We start from the raw sequence: 14,127 nt of genomic DNA, 5'->3' as shown, positions 1-14,127 counted from the left end.
GTGGTCATGCTGAATACAGAGCGTGTATCCCCCTTGGCGATTGTCCTATCTGATCGGCTCTAGTCTTGTTAGCGGAGATAATTGAAGTCTGAACGAGCTTTCGTCGTTCCCTTCATTTATGACTTGATCCGAGACATGTGATAGAATACAACGGCACTCACCACAGTGAGGACGGCCGCGTATCCAACAATACCGAGAATCATATTGATCTCAACACCGGCAGTGAATGCAGCATCAAAGAGTGCCGTTGTCGCGTAGTGGCCAGGAAGATACTCGGCCCACCAGAGGAGGTCGGATGTTAGCGTCTCCTGGAACAGTAGGAAGTGAACGTCCCAGAACGGAACGAGAAGCATCACATACACGCCACCCAGTTTGTCGAACAGAAGTCCGACGAGAACGCCCACGACACCGTACGTAAGACCGAGGAGGCCCACAATCGCCGTGAAGGTCCAGAAGTTAGCTGGCTGGAACACTTGAACGGCGATGCTAACGGTGACCGCAGTCACCACAACGACGCTTGTTCCCAACGTCCCGATTCGAGAAACGATGAGTTCAAGCTCGCTATAGCCTGCGAGTCGGAGGCGGTCGTCAGCCGCTTTTGAACTCAATACCAGGAATAATCCTATGATTCCGGACAGGATAGCAACTGAGACAGCCGTCTCGAACACAGTGGCGAAGGCTGGCATAGAGACAGTAGCTGTCGTTTCTCCGAGGCTCACCGGGATATTTGTCTTCGGGACGAGAAGGACGAACGCACCGACGAGATACGCGGGCAGGATGAGGAGGACGGCGACGAGGACTGGAGTTCGATAGAACTCTCGCACTCCCATCGTGACTGCGGTCGAGGTTCGTCGGTTCACACTGTATCACCGCCTGCTGACAGGGCCTGTACATACGCGAAAACGGCGAAGAGAATGACGACGAGGAGGTAGCCGAGTACAGGGAGTACGTGGGTAGTCGCAGTTGACCCTTCAACCACGGCTTGTAGGACGATATCGTGTATATGAGATAGGGGGAAGAGATGGGTGAGACTGTCGCTGATGGGGAAGAGCCCGCTTGCGACGATTGCACTGACATCTGCGAGCGCGACGAGCACAAGTGAGCCTTCAAGCGACCGTGGTAGAACGCTCCCGATGAGGACGCCAAGCGCTCCGTAGAGCACACCAGCTACGAACAGCCCAGCCAACGTTATCGCTGCCGAGGCGAGATGGCCACCGATCGACCATTTGAGTGAGATAGTGGTCACCACTGCTACAATCAGAGCTGCGAAGACGATTGTTACAAATCGTGCGGCCGCGAGTTCGAGCCGGTGGTATCCTGAAACCACCAGCCGACTGTCGGCCCTCTGAACACTGAGACTTTGGAATAGTCCGAGGATGCCGGCGAGAGTGCTGGTTACAAAGATAGCCCCGGTAATCTTTCCAATAAGCCGTAAGGGAACCTCCGTATCAAAGAGACCGAAATCAGCAATTCCCCCAACGCTCAATCCATACAGCTGAATCGAAACGATCGGCATGAGCAGGAATAACACGAGAAGGAACGGTTTTGCCGTGAACGACCGCACTTTCGCACGGACGCTGATCGTCACTCGCTGGGCGCTGTTCATACTCGATCGTCCCCCCACTGGTCAGAGGTATTCGCGCCTAATTCATCAGCGTTCGACGTCCCAGTGCGATCTGCGCCCGACTCAGCAGCCGAATCAGACCGAGAACCGGCGGGTTGGTTGTCGTACTCAGTCGCCGTCCTAGTCAGGTTTCCGTCCCGTAGTTTGTAGACCACGTCGAACCTGTCGTGTTCGCTGATGATATGGGAAATAATGGCGATTCCAACACCACGAGCACGGAGATCGTCTGCTAACTCCCAGAAGGCCAAGAACGTCTCCCAGTCGAATCCCGTGTAGGGTTCGTCCAGCAAGAGCAGGTCCGGATCGTGCATCAGTGCGACTGCGAGATTCAACTTCTGTCGGGTCCCGCCGCTGAGATGACGGACCTGGCGGTTATGGAATCGTTCGAAATCCAATTCGTCCAAGAGCCACGCACGCGAGTCCGCTATCGCGGCGTCGTTCATCCCGTAGGCACGGCCGAACAACTGGAACGTCTCATCGACAGTCAAACGATCGTAGAGCCGTGGTTCCTGTGGGCACCAGCCGATCTGGCCGGTTCGTTCGACCTCACCCGCGTCGTAGTCGAGAACGCCGGCGAGGATGTTCATCAGCGTAGATTTTCCACTGCCATTCTCGCCCATGATCCCGACGATCTGTCCTCGCTCGACACGAAGGGAGGCGTCGTCCAGGACCTCGACGGTGCGTCTAAACGGGATCAGAGATCCGTATCGTTTTGTGAGACCAGTGGCCTTGATGACTGTCTCCCTCGCACTAGTCGCTCCGAGCTGTGCGTCTGAAATCGGTGCCGAGTCCATCTGCATCACGTGTATACAATAGGGTCTATGATTCAATGCGATTTTCACTAGAAAAGATAGGAGACATGAGTGAGAATCTATATATTCTAACCAGAGATTATTTCTCCCCTCGATTTTTATATCAGGCATGGCATCCCTAGACGAGACTGACATCGAAATTCTGCGGCTCCTCAGTCACAATGCCCGTCGAACGATTACCGACATCGCCGAGGAAGTGGACATGTCCGGCCCTGCCGTAGCCGACCGTATCGACCGGTTACAGGAGGCGGGGGTTATCAACCGATTCACTGTCGATATCGACCGAACACAACTCAAAGCCGGCGCACAGGTTTTCGTCCAGCTCAATCCGGGAGACTCATTCGACCAACTCCGGGCCCGTCTTGACGAATCCGACGCGGTGGAACACGTGATGGTCACTGCCGGTGGGGAACTCTGGTTTAACGCTCGAGTAGAGGTACACAACGTTAATCCGTGGATTCGCGGCCTTCTCAAACCAGCTGAGAACACCGAATACACCGTGACTCTCATCGACGAGATTGAATGGCAACCCTCGATCGACGGGACGGATTTTGCACTCACTTGCGTGGAATGTGGAAACACCGTCGATAGCGAGGGAGAGTCCGAATGGATAGACGACCGTATGTATCACTTCTGTTGTTCCACCTGCCAGCACCAATTCAAAGACCAGTTGAACCAACTCAAAGAAGGTGTCTGAGTGGTTCGAGATCCAAGTTACGGGACGTCAGCATTCTAGATATAGTATCGTGACAGCATATAATCCGACAATCTCTTCAAGGATCTGTCTTTCAACTACCTGTGAGATCAACGATCCGCAGTCCACGGTAGTTCCTGATGATACTTACACTGGCTCAATTCAGCCAACCGACCAGCAAGCCACCGGAACGACCAGACTGCGGAGCTGAACATATGAGCGGCGTCAGATCTTCGGCGGCAATTCAATCGAACTCCCGACACCGACAGAGCGGAATGGACCAGGGAGCCGTTCCGAGAAGATCTTCTCGGCTTGGAAACCGGTACAGTGCGTCCCGGCGAACACGTCGAGTTTGCCGTCTAGCCAATCCGCTAGTTCGTGGATTTCGTCGGCGTCACGGGCGACGAGATGTGTTCCGCCGATGACGTAACGGACTTCCTGGCCAGTGACCGTTTCAGCATGTTCGATGGTATTTTGAAGGCCTGCGTGACAGCATCCGAGCACGAGCGCCGTCCCATCGGTCGTTTTGACTGCGACCGATTGATCGTCGGGCACTGAATCCTTGACCAGCTCACCGTCTTCCTCGCGCAGGTGGACGGGATTATCAGCGTGGAGTCGGGGAACTTCACCGAGTGCGAACACTCCGTCGCTCACCTCCACAGGGTCGCGGTGTTCGACTATTTCAGCGCCTGTTTCCACTTCCGCACGAGAATAGGGAACTCCAATGTGAATCGGTTCGTTCAAAGTCCTCCCGTCCGCCGGTTCTCGAATGAATCGAGCGTTCCAGATATCAGGATGGCAGTAAACGGTCGGCCTCTCATGCGGGTCAAGGAACGGCTCGAGCCCTTTAGTGTGATCGTAGTGCGCGTGGCTCAATACGATGTCGTCGAAGTCGGTGCTGATGTCGAGCAGCCGTGCGTTGTTGAGGGCGGCGGTGGACTGGCCGGTGTCGAACAGCACGTCGTCGATTCCGGCTGCGAATCCCCACTCGCCACGGAGGCCTTTCGGAATCCCCGTTGCGACCGTGTTATCGGCCAGAATTGTGACCTTCATATCAGACCATCCAGCAAGAGTTGGAGTGTTCGGTGTTGGCGATCACGCTTCCACTGTCTGTCACGGACGAGAGATGATCTTAGTCTTGTGATCATTAAATCTCTCACAGCAAAGACTACGTTGTGATGGTTCACTTCATTTTTCACTGTAAAATCGAGGTTAGCCACTACATGAATTAGATATTCAAATCAAAAAAGTCGTGATCTTTTAGTGGGGAGTCAGGCACGGAATCTGCCCCCACTTCTGTGAGACGATCTCTGGGTAGCACTAACTGCCTGTTCTGGCGAATTGCGGGGAAACAACCCTGAAAAGCAATTTTCGGTCTCACCGTTCAGGGATAGAGCGGTCCACGAAATGGGTTTGATTTTCGAGTATATTGGATTGAGAACCTTACTTTTCTAGTGAAAACCCCATTAGAGGAGTATTCCCTATACAATAACGCAATGTCTGAAGCCCAGGTACAGAAGGATTCGAGCAGTAACTGGATCGATAACGGACTACAAGAGCTCTCTCACAGGGGAGACAACCTCGTGGGTAAAGTATGGTAGCGCGTCGAAAGATCGTTCGGAACGTGGCAACGGCTGGTTTGATGGCGTTCTTCATGAGTCTCACCATCGCACTGGCGCTAAGAGTACTGCTTGATGGAATCGGGCCGGGATTCGTTGGTGCCTGGCTACAGACGGCCACGATCGCGTTTATCGTTGCGTGGCCGGCAGCTGTCGTGTTTTTCCCTGTCGTGAACACGATTGTAGATCGGCTGTTTCTATTGGCTACCGGCGAGTCCCAGCAGGCGATCGGTAGTAAGTCGAAGACTGAGTAAGACGGTTCACGGATCGCACGAATGTCTAACAACGATAATCCAGGCTCGATCCCGATAGAACAGAAAGTCGCGGCAGACCGGTCCGAGGAGTTCGTCGTGTTCCATATCGGCGTTCGTATCAACACATTTTGGAAATTTCACCGATGGCTGCCGATCGTTTTGATCGCACCTCGGATGGTCCGAGAGCTCGCTTCGGATCCAGAGTCAGGTCTCCTCGGAAGCCGGACCGTCGTTGGACCAGGGATCCGAAACCTCGGGTTCATCCAGTACTGGGATTCCTTTGATGCTCTTCGCGATTACGCGCGCGACAGCGATTATCTACATCTATCCGCCTGGCAAGAGTACTACGAGGACGGGACAAAAGAGGACGCCGCAGTCGGGATCTGGCACGAGACCTACGTGATCGACCCTGATGAGTACGAAACAGTGTATAACAACATGCCGCCGCACGGTTTGGGAGCTTGCGACGACACTGAGATCGTTCCAGCGTCGGACCAGCGGAATACGGCAGCCGGCCGAATCGGACATACTGATGGGACCGACTCGCCACTCCAACAGTCAGCAGAAGATGGTACGGCGGCCACACCGAGAGTGGATTAACAGTGCCAGTACTCCGAAAGCCCACTCAATATTACAAACGAGTTACACAGTTTGGACACTGGAGTCCCCCGTGGCCCGAGGTCGCGGCCCCGCTCACGACCTGCGGAACGGACCGGACCCTTGGCAGTCCAACCACGGTAGCGGGACAACCCATTACAGAGGGTAATCGATAATGGCTGTCGAGGTACTGGGCTTGCGGATCGGTGCGAAACTACGGAAGAGAGCTGCGGCACTCTCGTATGGTATGACAGCTGTGGTAAGCCTAATTCTAGGAGGTGTTTATCTGTTCAAACAGTCGTTTATGCCGTATCACGCGGACGTAATCGGGAAGAGTTGGAACGTGGTCGAAGCCGCGAATCAGGTTCTGATTTCGGCGCTGATGACCGTCGCCGGCGGTGGATGGTTCACAGTCGGTGTGGTCCTTGTGCTGTTGTTAGTATTTCCGTTCCGGAACGACCGTAAGTGGGTTCTTTATGCTATCCCTATGACCATTCTGCTATTCTATCTTCCCAACCTGTGGGCAACACTCACCGTGCTTCAGACCACGCCTGCGAACCCTCCGTGGCAAGGGAACGTCTTCGCATGTCTGTCTGCGATAATAGGGTTTGGTCTCTATCACAAGCCGCTCGAGGAACGATCCTAACAGAGCCTGAGGAACAACTACCATAACTCCGTGCTCTTGGCTCTCTTTGGCAACTGTGTCTGGCCGATTCGCGCGCTGTATTCAGCAAACACTTCCTATCAGTTTCAAATAATTTCGACAGATCCAAAAATCTCCATTAATTGGACGATGTACCAGGTCGACGGATCTCCGCCGTATCCGAGCCCTCTTCGGCGAAGAACGGGATCTGATCTCCCTGTTCGATCTCCCACTCCTCCGCGATCGGTCGCGGGATCGTCACCGTGACGCTGCCGTCTCCTTCCTGAGCGGTCCGACAGTCGGCGAACCGGTCCTGGATTCCCATGGCCTCTCTCCTGATTCTCGCGTAATAAATCGATAGAACCGACGGAATCTCGGAGATCCTCTCTGAAACCTCCCAAATTTCTGTGATTTAGGCGAGGCGGCGGCGACGTTCGGATGTCGGACCGAGTGTCGGACCGGCTGTCAAAGGCATGACCGAAGACGACGAGGGCTCCAGAAAAGAGCCCGACGGCGAGCCGAAACGGTGGACCGACTGGCGGAACCACGGGGGCAACGCGTGATCCCCACCCGCATCTGGGGGACCGGCGAGTGAGCCGTCTCCCTGACGGGATCGTGGTCGGCGAGGCGTTCGCCGACTACCTCGAGAAGTTCCGCGCGAACCACCCGATCGACGAGGAACTGGCGGTCGAACACGGCTGTTTTCAGAAACTCATGACACGAATGGAAAGCGGTAGCTACGGAGGAGTCGTATGAACATCAAGAAAACCGGACTCGCGGCGCTGATCGCGCTCGCCGTGCTCTCGTCGATGGTCGCGACGCCCATCATGGCCGCAGGCGGGATCGGCTGGGGAGAGGACACCAAAACGCCGAACCCGGAGATCGCGACCGAGGTCACGATCGACGAGTGGTCGAACGCTGACTTCGACACGGCCGTCGAGTACTACGACGATGCCGGCCACCCGGCCACTCTGCCGGCCTCGGTGAACGAGTCGAACGACAACCCGATTACGCTGACCGCGACGAACATCGACTTCGCGGACCGCAACGAGTCCCCGCGGAAGAACGACGAGGGCTCGGACAACTCGGCGTCCGCGCTCGACTCGAGCGAGTGGACCACCTCGGGAGCGACCGTGAGCGAGTCGTCGACCGCGCCGGGCGTCGACGCGCTCAACTACGCCGGCTCGGCGAGCTCCGACTCGGCGACCTACTCGAACTTCTCGGTGAACGACGGCGAGAAGTCGTACCTCACGATCGCCGCCGACATCAATTCGGCGTCGGGCACCCCGACGCTCCAGCTGACCGACGGTGACGGCGACTACGTCGAGATCACGCTCTACGACTCCGCGGCGTCCGCGAGCGACGACAGCGTTCTCGCGAATTCCACGGGCGAGGGGAAGGTCCTCCAGCAGCAGGTCGGCGACCTCACCGTCGCAGGCACTGGAGACGGCTCCTTCGGCTCAACCGAGGAGATCACGATCTCCGGCGACGCCGACGTGGACGTTTCCGTCCTCGACGCGGAGCGGACGCGCGCTCTCACTTTCGGTGAGCGCCTCGAGGACACGGACGATGACGACGAGCTCGAGACCGTGACGATCACTGAGCCGCGCGGTTCCTACTCCGTAACCGGCATGGACACGTTCGACGAGGTCATGTCGGACGCGACGATCTACGGCGTCACCGTCGACGCGGTCTTCCAGGCGTCCGACATCACCGACGACGAGGACGTGTCCGCAGAGTTCGGCCCGACCAGCGACTACCCGCAGTGGGACCAGCTCGGCGAGATCGCGTTCCGGCTCGAACTGCCGACCGCGTTCGATCTGAGCTACTCGGGTCCGGAGTTCGTCGACGAGCCGAACCTTCCCTCGGAGCGCTACAAGGCGGTCGAGATCGCCGAGGGAAGCGACGACACGGAGTTCTCGGAGATCGACTACACGTCGGTCGCGAGCAGCTACGACGGGTCGACCGAGATCACGCTCGACTCGACCGTCTCGCCAGGGACTGCGTACGTCGTGAGCTACGACGTCGTGCTCACGAACGACGAGGTCTCGGCGATCCAGAGCGCGGCCTCGGGCGGCGGGGCGGCGGTCATGTCGTCGGGTGATGGCGGGATCATCAGCTGGCTCCTGTCGGTCCCCGGCCTGATCGTCAGTTCGATCACCGGCTTCGTCGGGTTCCGCCTGTTCAGCGGCGGTGGAGGGTCGTAATGTCGTCCGCAGCCGACGAGCTGCCGTCCGGAGACGATCCGAGCCCGAACACGGTGCTGACGGGCACCATCGGGTATCTCAACGCCGACGGAACGCTCGGAACGCTGCTCCAGGGCGCTATCTTCGGCACGCTCGTGTCGGTCGCGACCGGCGGGATCAACCTGATCCAGAGCATCATCGGGCTGGTCGTCGCACCGCTCGACGCGATCACGGCCGCTATCGGTCAGTTCATCGACGCGACCATCCTCGAGCCGCTCGGTATCATCTCGGCAACCGCCGAGACATCGGCGACATCGATCAGCGCACAGTTCGGACCGTTCGCGCTGATCGCAGGTACCGGCGTGGTGCTGGGCTCGTTCTGGCTGATCTCGACGTACCTCCAGCAGGAGGACACGAGTGACACGCTCGCGATCCCTGGGTTCCCCGACATCCCCGCGATCGGACCGATCGACGTCGGGGTCACCGAAGACGGAGAGGAGGACGAGAACTGATGCTCGAGCCATCGCGACCCAACCCGCATGCGGGGGTGGTGAGCGGTGGCTGACGGCGACGACGTGCTGACGGATGACCAAGAGGAGTCGTTCCTCACTGGGACCGAGTCGATCGACGGCGTCAGCTTCGGGCTGGCGTCCGGGATCGACGCCGGGCGCGTCGGGAGAGCGATCGCCGGCTCGATCGTGTTCGTGGTCGCGCTGGGTGCGAACACGATCATCAGCGGGCTGACCGAGGCCTACACGGGAATCGTCGACGGGGTCCGCGGCTTCCTCGCCGGCGGTACGGAGTTCGTCAACAACCCGAACGCGGTCGGCGGCTTCGAGCAGGAGTTCGACGGCCTGATCGACGTCATCTTCGGGAGTGGTATCGCGGCGATCCGCGGTGCGTGGTCGTTCTCGCTGACGCAGTTCGGCCCGCTCGCGTATCCTATCGGGATCGGCGTCGTCGTCGGCTCGTTCTGGGTGATGGGACGCGGGATCGACCGCATCCGGGAGGTGTCGTGATGTCCGCGCAAGGAGGTGACGGCGGGTCACCGCTTCCGACCTGGATATTCGATCTGAAGCCGCTGGCCGACTTCGTCGGCCTGATCGTCGACTTCGCCAGCGATCCTCGGCGATTCATCCTCGGTGCGGTACTGACGACGCTGCTCGAGGGCGCGTTCGGCGTCGTTTCCCAGTTCATCGACACCGTGCTGCTGATCTTCGGTGGATCGCAGCCGGCACGGTTCGACGCACCGGGCGAGACGCTCGGGATCGCGGACATTCCGGTGGCGATCGCCGGCGACATCGGCGGAGTCGGGGCGTCGCTCGGAGACGCGCTGATCTCGACGGTACGGACGATCAACGGCGGCATTTTCGAGGCGGCGGGAGCGGCCGGTCCGTTCTCGCCGATCGTCGTGACCGTGGTCGTCACCACCGAGATCGTCGTCGCGCTGGTCGTCTTCCGACGGATCGTGTACGTGGTCGCCGACCTCCTCCAGCTCGGAGGGCTCACAGAATGACACTGAAAGAACTCGCAGAGGATCCGCTCGCCCAGCTCACCGCGGGACTGAGCGGGATCGCCGCGCTGCTGAACCCCGAGGTCGTGTGGGCGCTGACGGACGCGCTCATCGCGTCGGGGCCGCAGCTGTTCTCGGTGATCTCACTGTCCGCGTTGACGCTTCCACAGGTCCTCCCGCCGTCGAACGCGGGCGAATGGGCCGTGGTCGCCGCCGGCGTGGTGTTCCTGGCGTACCTGGGACAGCAGATCTACAGCAACATCGATCGAGAACTATGACACACAACGACAGCGGACGAACCGAGTGGAATCGCACGCAGAGAGATGGAGGTGAGCACCGATGCTGACGCTCGCGCTCGGCCTCGCGGCGGTCGGCGCGCTGGTGTACTTCGTCGGCCTCGAGGAGAGCCGTGAAGCCGCTTCGCGGGCCGGTTCGACCGCGGGCTCGGCGGCGTCGACGGCCGGCTCGGCAGCCTCCCGCGGCCTCCGGTCGACGGCTGCCGCGGGCGTGTTCGGTGCAGGCGTCGGCATCCAGTACGGGAACGAGCTGGTGAACGCGATCCTCGCGGATCCGGGGTGGGCGGTCGCGGCTGTCGCCGGGATCGCCGGCGCGCTCGGCACGGGCGGGTTCCTCGGGTCGCTGACGGGCGTCCAGTTCCTGCTGATCGGGGTCGTCGTGTTCATGATCGGCTACGCCGTCTTCGGAGGTGACGACTGATGCCCGGCTTCGACGATGCCGAGATCGATCTGGTTCTGGAGCGGTACCACGCACGCAACCGCGCCGACGACAGCGTTGAAGAGCGCTGGCGAGTCGACGCCGAGGGACTCGATCGACCGTGCGCAGGTGATACTCCGTCAGAGGCGCTTCGAGTTCTCGCGGATTCACTCGAACACAGCGAAGAGGAGTTCGCTGACATCGATGAGCTGCTCGACGCCGAGCCAGAGAACGAGGCTGTGTGGGGTGACGCCTGATGGCGGTCTCGGGACTGTGGGACGACGAGCCGACACCGAGCCGTATCGCGGTGAGTCTCGGACTCGCACTCATAGGGTTCTACCTCGCGGTCCAGACGTTCGCCGCCGGCCCGTCGACGCTCCTCGAAAACTGGGTGATCGCCGGTGGCCTACTCGCGTTCGGGCTCGGCGCTGCTGACGCGTATCTCGAGTCGGCCGCACTCGACGAACTCGAAAAGGAGGGCGCTCGATGACGTTCACGAACAACGAACTCGCGGCGCTCGGTCTCGGCCTTTCGATGGGAGCTGGAGCAACACTGGTGAGACCTAGCGCGGGTCTCGCAATCGGGCTGTTCGGGATCGTGGCGATTCTGGTCGCGATCAAGCGGGACCGAGCTGGCGAGTCGGACAACGGTGCCGAGGTCGTCGACGTAGGGGGTAACCGATGATCTCGGCGTTCGTAGCGCTGTTGATAGCGCCGATCGAGATGATCGTGAGTGCGATCAAAGCAACCTCCGAAGCCCTCTTTCCGCACCTTGGGCCGTACGCGCTTCTCGTCGGTATCGGATTGACACTCGTGGCAGCTGTACTCGCCGAACAGTACATCGCTACGGAGGGCGCTCGATGACTCGGGGTGCCGCGGTCGCCGCGGCAAGCCTCGCAGTCCTGTGTGTGCTGTCGGCGCTCGGGGCGGCGATGCCCGCGATGGCGGCCGCGGCACCAGCACCACAGGTCGAGAACAGCAGTGTCGACTTCGAGCCGCCCGGCCCGTTCGAGATCTCGGAACTGCGGACGGGCGGGAACCAGCCGGCAGCGGCTCCGCCTGCCGTCCGCTACGTGGGCGGCTCGCCGCCGAGCGGAGCGATGGCGATCCGGTACACGCCGGCCGGGCCGCTCGAGAACGAGCCGGTCCACCTCGAACGCGGAACGACGCTGAACACCGACCAGATCGAGCTCTACTCGACCGTGTTCGGCTCGCAGTCGACTGGCGAGTACGAGGCGGTGATCGTCTACTGGCAGCCGGCGAGTCAGACCGTGAACGGGACGACCGTCGAGTACGCGGCCGACCAGGAAGTTCAGCGCGTGACGGTCGACGTCGAGTCGGGCTACGCGACCGCGCCGATCGCGTTGAACTCCCACTACAACGAGAGCGTCGAGGCGACGATGTGGCTCGAACGCGACGGCGAGCTCGTCGACGGCGCGCGCTGGCGGTTCGGCCATGCCTCAGCCCCGGCGTCCCAGCAGGTCGCGATCGACACGCAGGCGGACGCCTGGTGGTACGTCTTCAGAACCGCGATCCTACCGGGGATCGGAGCGATCGTGATCGGTCTCTCGGGCGCGAGAGCGACGCTCAAGCGAACCGGCCGCGGTCCGGGGTACTCGCTCGGGACGTGGGGCTTCGTCTCCGGTGTCGGCATCCTGCTCGCTCTCGCGGGACTGTACTACGAGCTGGCGGTCGTGGTCGAGCACCTCGACATCCTGATGGGGATGTCGCTGCTCCCGATCGCCTACGGCGGCGGCCTTCGGATGTCGCCCCCGCTCGAACGGATCGCCTTCGAGCGGAAAGAACTCACCGAGGCGGTGAGCCTCCGGCGCGGCGAGTCCGAAGAGAAGGCCGACCCGGATGCGGTGCCGGACGGAGGGAGTGGGCCAGCCTCGAGCGTGACCGACAGGGTCGGGCTCGACGACGACGGTTACTTCGATGAGCTGTATGAGGACCTGAAGCTGCTTCCGACGGTCCGCGCACCGACGGGTGGACGGCTCCTCCCGAAGAAGGGGATCCGGCCGTTCTTCGCGAGGCTGTTCTCGAGCGCCGCGAAGCTCGACCTCTCCGATCTTCGGACGCGGGTCCGAGTATCGGGGTCGGCCTCGCAGAAGGTGTACGTCGACCCGGAGGGTGAGACTGCGGTCGACCACCGGCCGGCACACCTCCGGCGGCGGATGCCGGTCTGGCATCGGCTTCCCAAGCCAGCCGACGGCGAGAAACTCTCGCCGATCACGCGAGGGCTCTACGCGCTGCTGACGATCGGCGTGCTGGCGCTGCCGCTCATCGGCTGGCACGTCGGCGGGACGGTGGCGAACGTCCCGTTCGTCGGCGCGTTCATCGGCGTCGTGCTCCTCGCGATCGAGAGCTACGAGGCGGTCGACGGCTCGATCAGCTTCGAACCGGCACCGCGACACGACATCACGGCCGACGCGTCGCTGACGGTGCTCCAGAGCGAGCACGCCGACGCGAAGACGATCGACGAGCTCGAGGAAGTCGCGTGGAACGAGCGATCCCGGACGGCCCTGGAGGCCCGTGAGATCGAGAGCCGTCGGAACAAGACGCTCGTACAGCAGCTCTCGGAGGGAGAGGTCGGCATGGATCTCGACGTGCTCGGGATGGACGCCAACGCCGGCTCTGGCTTGGATACGGACGGGGCACTGGCGGATAGCGACGAAGACACGCGGAAAGCGGAAGGTGACGATGACGACTGACGAGTCTACACCTGATCGACGAACGACGCGGCGGGCGCTCGACGTGCTCGACCGTGATCAGGATCGGCTACTGTACGATGGCGACAACCACCGAAACCCGCCAATACGTCCACTGAGCGACGGGTTCGGAACGTATCGAGAGGCGCTCGTGTGGTACCAAGCGGCAGGTATCCGGACGCTCGGGCACGTGGGGGCGGTCCTCGAACCGCAGCACATGCTCCCACTGGCTGGGGTGTTGGAACATCTGGTCGATGCTTCAGATCCCGAATCACAGTACGTCCGACGTCGTCTCGTCGAGCGCCTTGACGAGACGTGTGACTTGGCGTACCGCCAGTTCAGGGAACGGGCAACGGAAACCATCGATTCTGATTCCGATCGTGAGGGTACGGCCGACGGCTACGAAAAGAACCCGCTGAACCGTCCCGCGTTCAAGATCCTCGACGAGACCCAAGCGAGCGCGCTCGACAGCTTGTGGGTTGGTTTCAAGGACCGAGAGGCGCTCGGGCGCTGGGTCCGGAGCCTGTCGGCTCCGACGAACGGAGAAAAACCGGAGCGGCTGATGGAACGGATCGTCTCGTCGCCCGTGATGCTCGAGGCACTTCTCGATACGGAGTCGAGAGAGGCGCTGTCGGTCCGCTATCGGTTCGCGATCGGTATCATCATGCCGTCGTTCTTCAGCGCGGCACGGTCGCTCAACGGGAGTGAGCGGTCGGACGTAGAGACCGACGAAGACCCCGGAGAGTTCCAGAAAGGATAAC

At 60.6% G+C, this 14,127-nt stretch carries 22 protein-coding genes; 17 read left to right on the top strand and 5 right to left on the bottom strand.

The window, feature by feature from the left end; translation table 11 throughout:
* Window positions 1-116 precede the first annotated feature (116 nt).
* The 3 genes from AXA68_RS08650 to AXA68_RS08640 are packed head-to-tail and all read right to left on the bottom strand — an operon-like array spanning window position 117 to window position 2,547.
* Window positions 117-860, bottom strand: coding sequence for a hypothetical protein (locus AXA68_RS08650; RefSeq protein WP_157884816.1), 744 nt, complete (start codon window positions 858-860; stop codon window positions 117-119).
* Complete coding sequence (locus tag AXA68_RS08645; RefSeq protein WP_066415407.1) at window positions 857-1,606, bottom strand: hypothetical protein; 750 nt, start codon at window positions 1,604-1,606, stop codon at window positions 857-859. The genes AXA68_RS08650 and AXA68_RS08645 overlap by 4 nt, the downstream gene beginning before the upstream one ends.
* On the bottom strand, window positions 1,603-2,547 hold the full coding sequence (locus AXA68_RS08640) for an ABC transporter ATP-binding protein (protein ID WP_232745093.1): 945 nt from the start codon (window positions 2,545-2,547) through the stop codon (window positions 1,603-1,605). The genes AXA68_RS08645 and AXA68_RS08640 overlap by 4 nt, the downstream gene beginning before the upstream one ends.
* Between AXA68_RS08640 and AXA68_RS08635 the strand changes: the two genes are divergently transcribed.
* Window positions 2,546-3,133 carry a winged helix-turn-helix transcriptional regulator gene (locus tag AXA68_RS08635; protein WP_066415404.1) on the top strand — a complete coding sequence of 196 codons (588 nt, stop codon included), beginning with the start codon at window positions 2,546-2,548 and terminating at the stop codon, window positions 3,131-3,133. The two genes, AXA68_RS08640 and AXA68_RS08635, sit on opposite strands and share 2 nt — an antisense overlap.
* 222 nt (window positions 3,134-3,355) lie before the next feature.
* Here AXA68_RS08635 and AXA68_RS08630 read toward each other — a convergent pair whose 3' ends face one another.
* The gene (locus tag AXA68_RS08630; protein ID WP_066415402.1) at window positions 3,356-4,183 is read right to left on the bottom strand and encodes an MBL fold metallo-hydrolase; all 828 of its coding nucleotides are present in this window, start codon (window positions 4,181-4,183) and stop codon (window positions 3,356-3,358) included.
* A gap of 589 nt (window positions 4,184-4,772) precedes the next feature.
* Here AXA68_RS08630 and AXA68_RS08625 point away from each other — a divergent pair.
* The 3 genes from AXA68_RS08625 (at window position 4,773) to AXA68_RS08620 (ending at window position 6,246) form a co-directional block, all read left to right on the top strand.
* Window positions 4,773-5,003: a DUF2798 domain-containing protein gene (locus AXA68_RS08625; RefSeq protein ID WP_066415400.1), complete on the top strand. Its 231-nt coding sequence runs from the start codon at window positions 4,773-4,775 to the stop codon at window positions 5,001-5,003.
* A 21-nt stretch (window positions 5,004-5,024) separates the two neighbouring features.
* On the top strand, window positions 5,025-5,603 hold the full coding sequence (locus AXA68_RS16070; RefSeq protein ID WP_080505206.1) for a DUF4188 domain-containing protein: 579 nt from the start codon (window positions 5,025-5,027) through the stop codon (window positions 5,601-5,603).
* A 172-nt stretch (window positions 5,604-5,775) separates the two neighbouring features.
* Window positions 5,776-6,246, top strand: coding sequence for a hypothetical protein (locus AXA68_RS08620; protein ID WP_157884815.1), 471 nt, complete (start codon window positions 5,776-5,778; stop codon window positions 6,244-6,246).
* Between the two features lie 136 nt (window positions 6,247-6,382).
* Here AXA68_RS08620 and AXA68_RS08615 read toward each other — a convergent pair whose 3' ends face one another.
* Window positions 6,383-6,568 (bottom strand): AbrB/MazE/SpoVT family DNA-binding domain-containing protein, encoded by a 186-nt coding sequence (locus AXA68_RS08615; protein WP_066415396.1) that lies wholly within the window; start codon window positions 6,566-6,568, stop codon window positions 6,383-6,385.
* Between the two features lie 266 nt (window positions 6,569-6,834).
* Between AXA68_RS08615 and AXA68_RS16755 the strand changes: the two genes are divergently transcribed.
* From AXA68_RS16755 to AXA68_RS08560, 13 genes are all read left to right on the top strand, one after another.
* Window positions 6,835-6,999, top strand: coding sequence for a hypothetical protein (locus AXA68_RS16755; protein WP_157884814.1), 165 nt, complete (start codon window positions 6,835-6,837; stop codon window positions 6,997-6,999).
* Window positions 6,996-8,450: a hypothetical protein gene (locus AXA68_RS08610; RefSeq protein WP_066415389.1), complete on the top strand. Its 1,455-nt coding sequence runs from the start codon at window positions 6,996-6,998 to the stop codon at window positions 8,448-8,450. The genes AXA68_RS16755 and AXA68_RS08610 overlap by 4 nt, the downstream gene beginning before the upstream one ends.
* The gene (locus AXA68_RS08605) at window positions 8,450-8,941 is read left to right on the top strand and encodes a hypothetical protein (protein ID WP_066415383.1); all 492 of its coding nucleotides are present in this window, start codon (window positions 8,450-8,452) and stop codon (window positions 8,939-8,941) included. Before AXA68_RS08610 ends, AXA68_RS08605 begins: the two co-directional genes overlap by 1 nt.
* Before the next feature lie 45 nt (window positions 8,942-8,986).
* The gene (locus AXA68_RS08600; protein ID WP_066415380.1) at window positions 8,987-9,448 is read left to right on the top strand and encodes a hypothetical protein; all 462 of its coding nucleotides are present in this window, start codon (window positions 8,987-8,989) and stop codon (window positions 9,446-9,448) included.
* Complete coding sequence (locus tag AXA68_RS08595; protein ID WP_232745092.1) at window positions 9,448-9,945, top strand: hypothetical protein; 498 nt, start codon at window positions 9,448-9,450, stop codon at window positions 9,943-9,945. Before AXA68_RS08600 ends, AXA68_RS08595 begins: the two co-directional genes overlap by 1 nt.
* A complete protein-coding gene (locus tag AXA68_RS08590; protein ID WP_066415378.1) occupies window positions 9,942-10,220 on the top strand; it encodes a hypothetical protein in 279 nt (92 codons plus the stop codon). The genes AXA68_RS08595 and AXA68_RS08590 overlap by 4 nt, the downstream gene beginning before the upstream one ends.
* A 61-nt stretch (window positions 10,221-10,281) precedes the next feature.
* Window positions 10,282-10,659 carry a hypothetical protein gene (locus AXA68_RS08585; protein ID WP_066415376.1) on the top strand — a complete coding sequence of 126 codons (378 nt, stop codon included), beginning with the start codon at window positions 10,282-10,284 and terminating at the stop codon, window positions 10,657-10,659.
* Window positions 10,659-10,913, top strand: a complete 255-nt coding sequence (locus tag AXA68_RS08580) for a hypothetical protein (RefSeq protein ID WP_066415374.1) — start codon at window positions 10,659-10,661, stop codon at window positions 10,911-10,913. The genes AXA68_RS08585 and AXA68_RS08580 overlap by 1 nt, the downstream gene beginning before the upstream one ends.
* Window positions 10,913-11,146, top strand: coding sequence for a hypothetical protein (locus tag AXA68_RS08575; RefSeq protein WP_066415372.1), 234 nt, complete (start codon window positions 10,913-10,915; stop codon window positions 11,144-11,146). The genes AXA68_RS08580 and AXA68_RS08575 overlap by 1 nt, the downstream gene beginning before the upstream one ends.
* Window positions 11,143-11,340, top strand: a complete 198-nt coding sequence (locus AXA68_RS16750; RefSeq protein ID WP_157884813.1) for a hypothetical protein — start codon at window positions 11,143-11,145, stop codon at window positions 11,338-11,340. Before AXA68_RS08575 ends, AXA68_RS16750 begins: the two co-directional genes overlap by 4 nt.
* Entirely contained in the window at window positions 11,337-11,519 is a 183-nt protein-coding gene (locus tag AXA68_RS08570; protein WP_066415370.1) for a hypothetical protein, read from the top strand. Before AXA68_RS16750 ends, AXA68_RS08570 begins: the two co-directional genes overlap by 4 nt.
* On the top strand, window positions 11,516-13,369 hold the full coding sequence (locus tag AXA68_RS08565) for a hypothetical protein (RefSeq protein WP_066415368.1): 1,854 nt from the start codon (window positions 11,516-11,518) through the stop codon (window positions 13,367-13,369). The genes AXA68_RS08570 and AXA68_RS08565 overlap by 4 nt, the downstream gene beginning before the upstream one ends.
* Window positions 13,359-14,126, top strand: coding sequence for a hypothetical protein (locus AXA68_RS08560; RefSeq protein WP_066418474.1), 768 nt, complete (start codon window positions 13,359-13,361; stop codon window positions 14,124-14,126). The genes AXA68_RS08565 and AXA68_RS08560 overlap by 11 nt, the downstream gene beginning before the upstream one ends.
* Window position 14,127: the final 1 nt, after the last annotated feature.

This window comes from Halorubrum aethiopicum (assembly GCF_001542905.1).
Taxonomy (GTDB): domain Archaea; phylum Halobacteriota; class Halobacteria; order Halobacteriales; family Haloferacaceae; genus Halorubrum; species Halorubrum aethiopicum.
The sequence above is the reverse complement of the archived record's forward strand: the minus strand, read 5'-3'. Positions and strand labels throughout refer to the sequence as shown.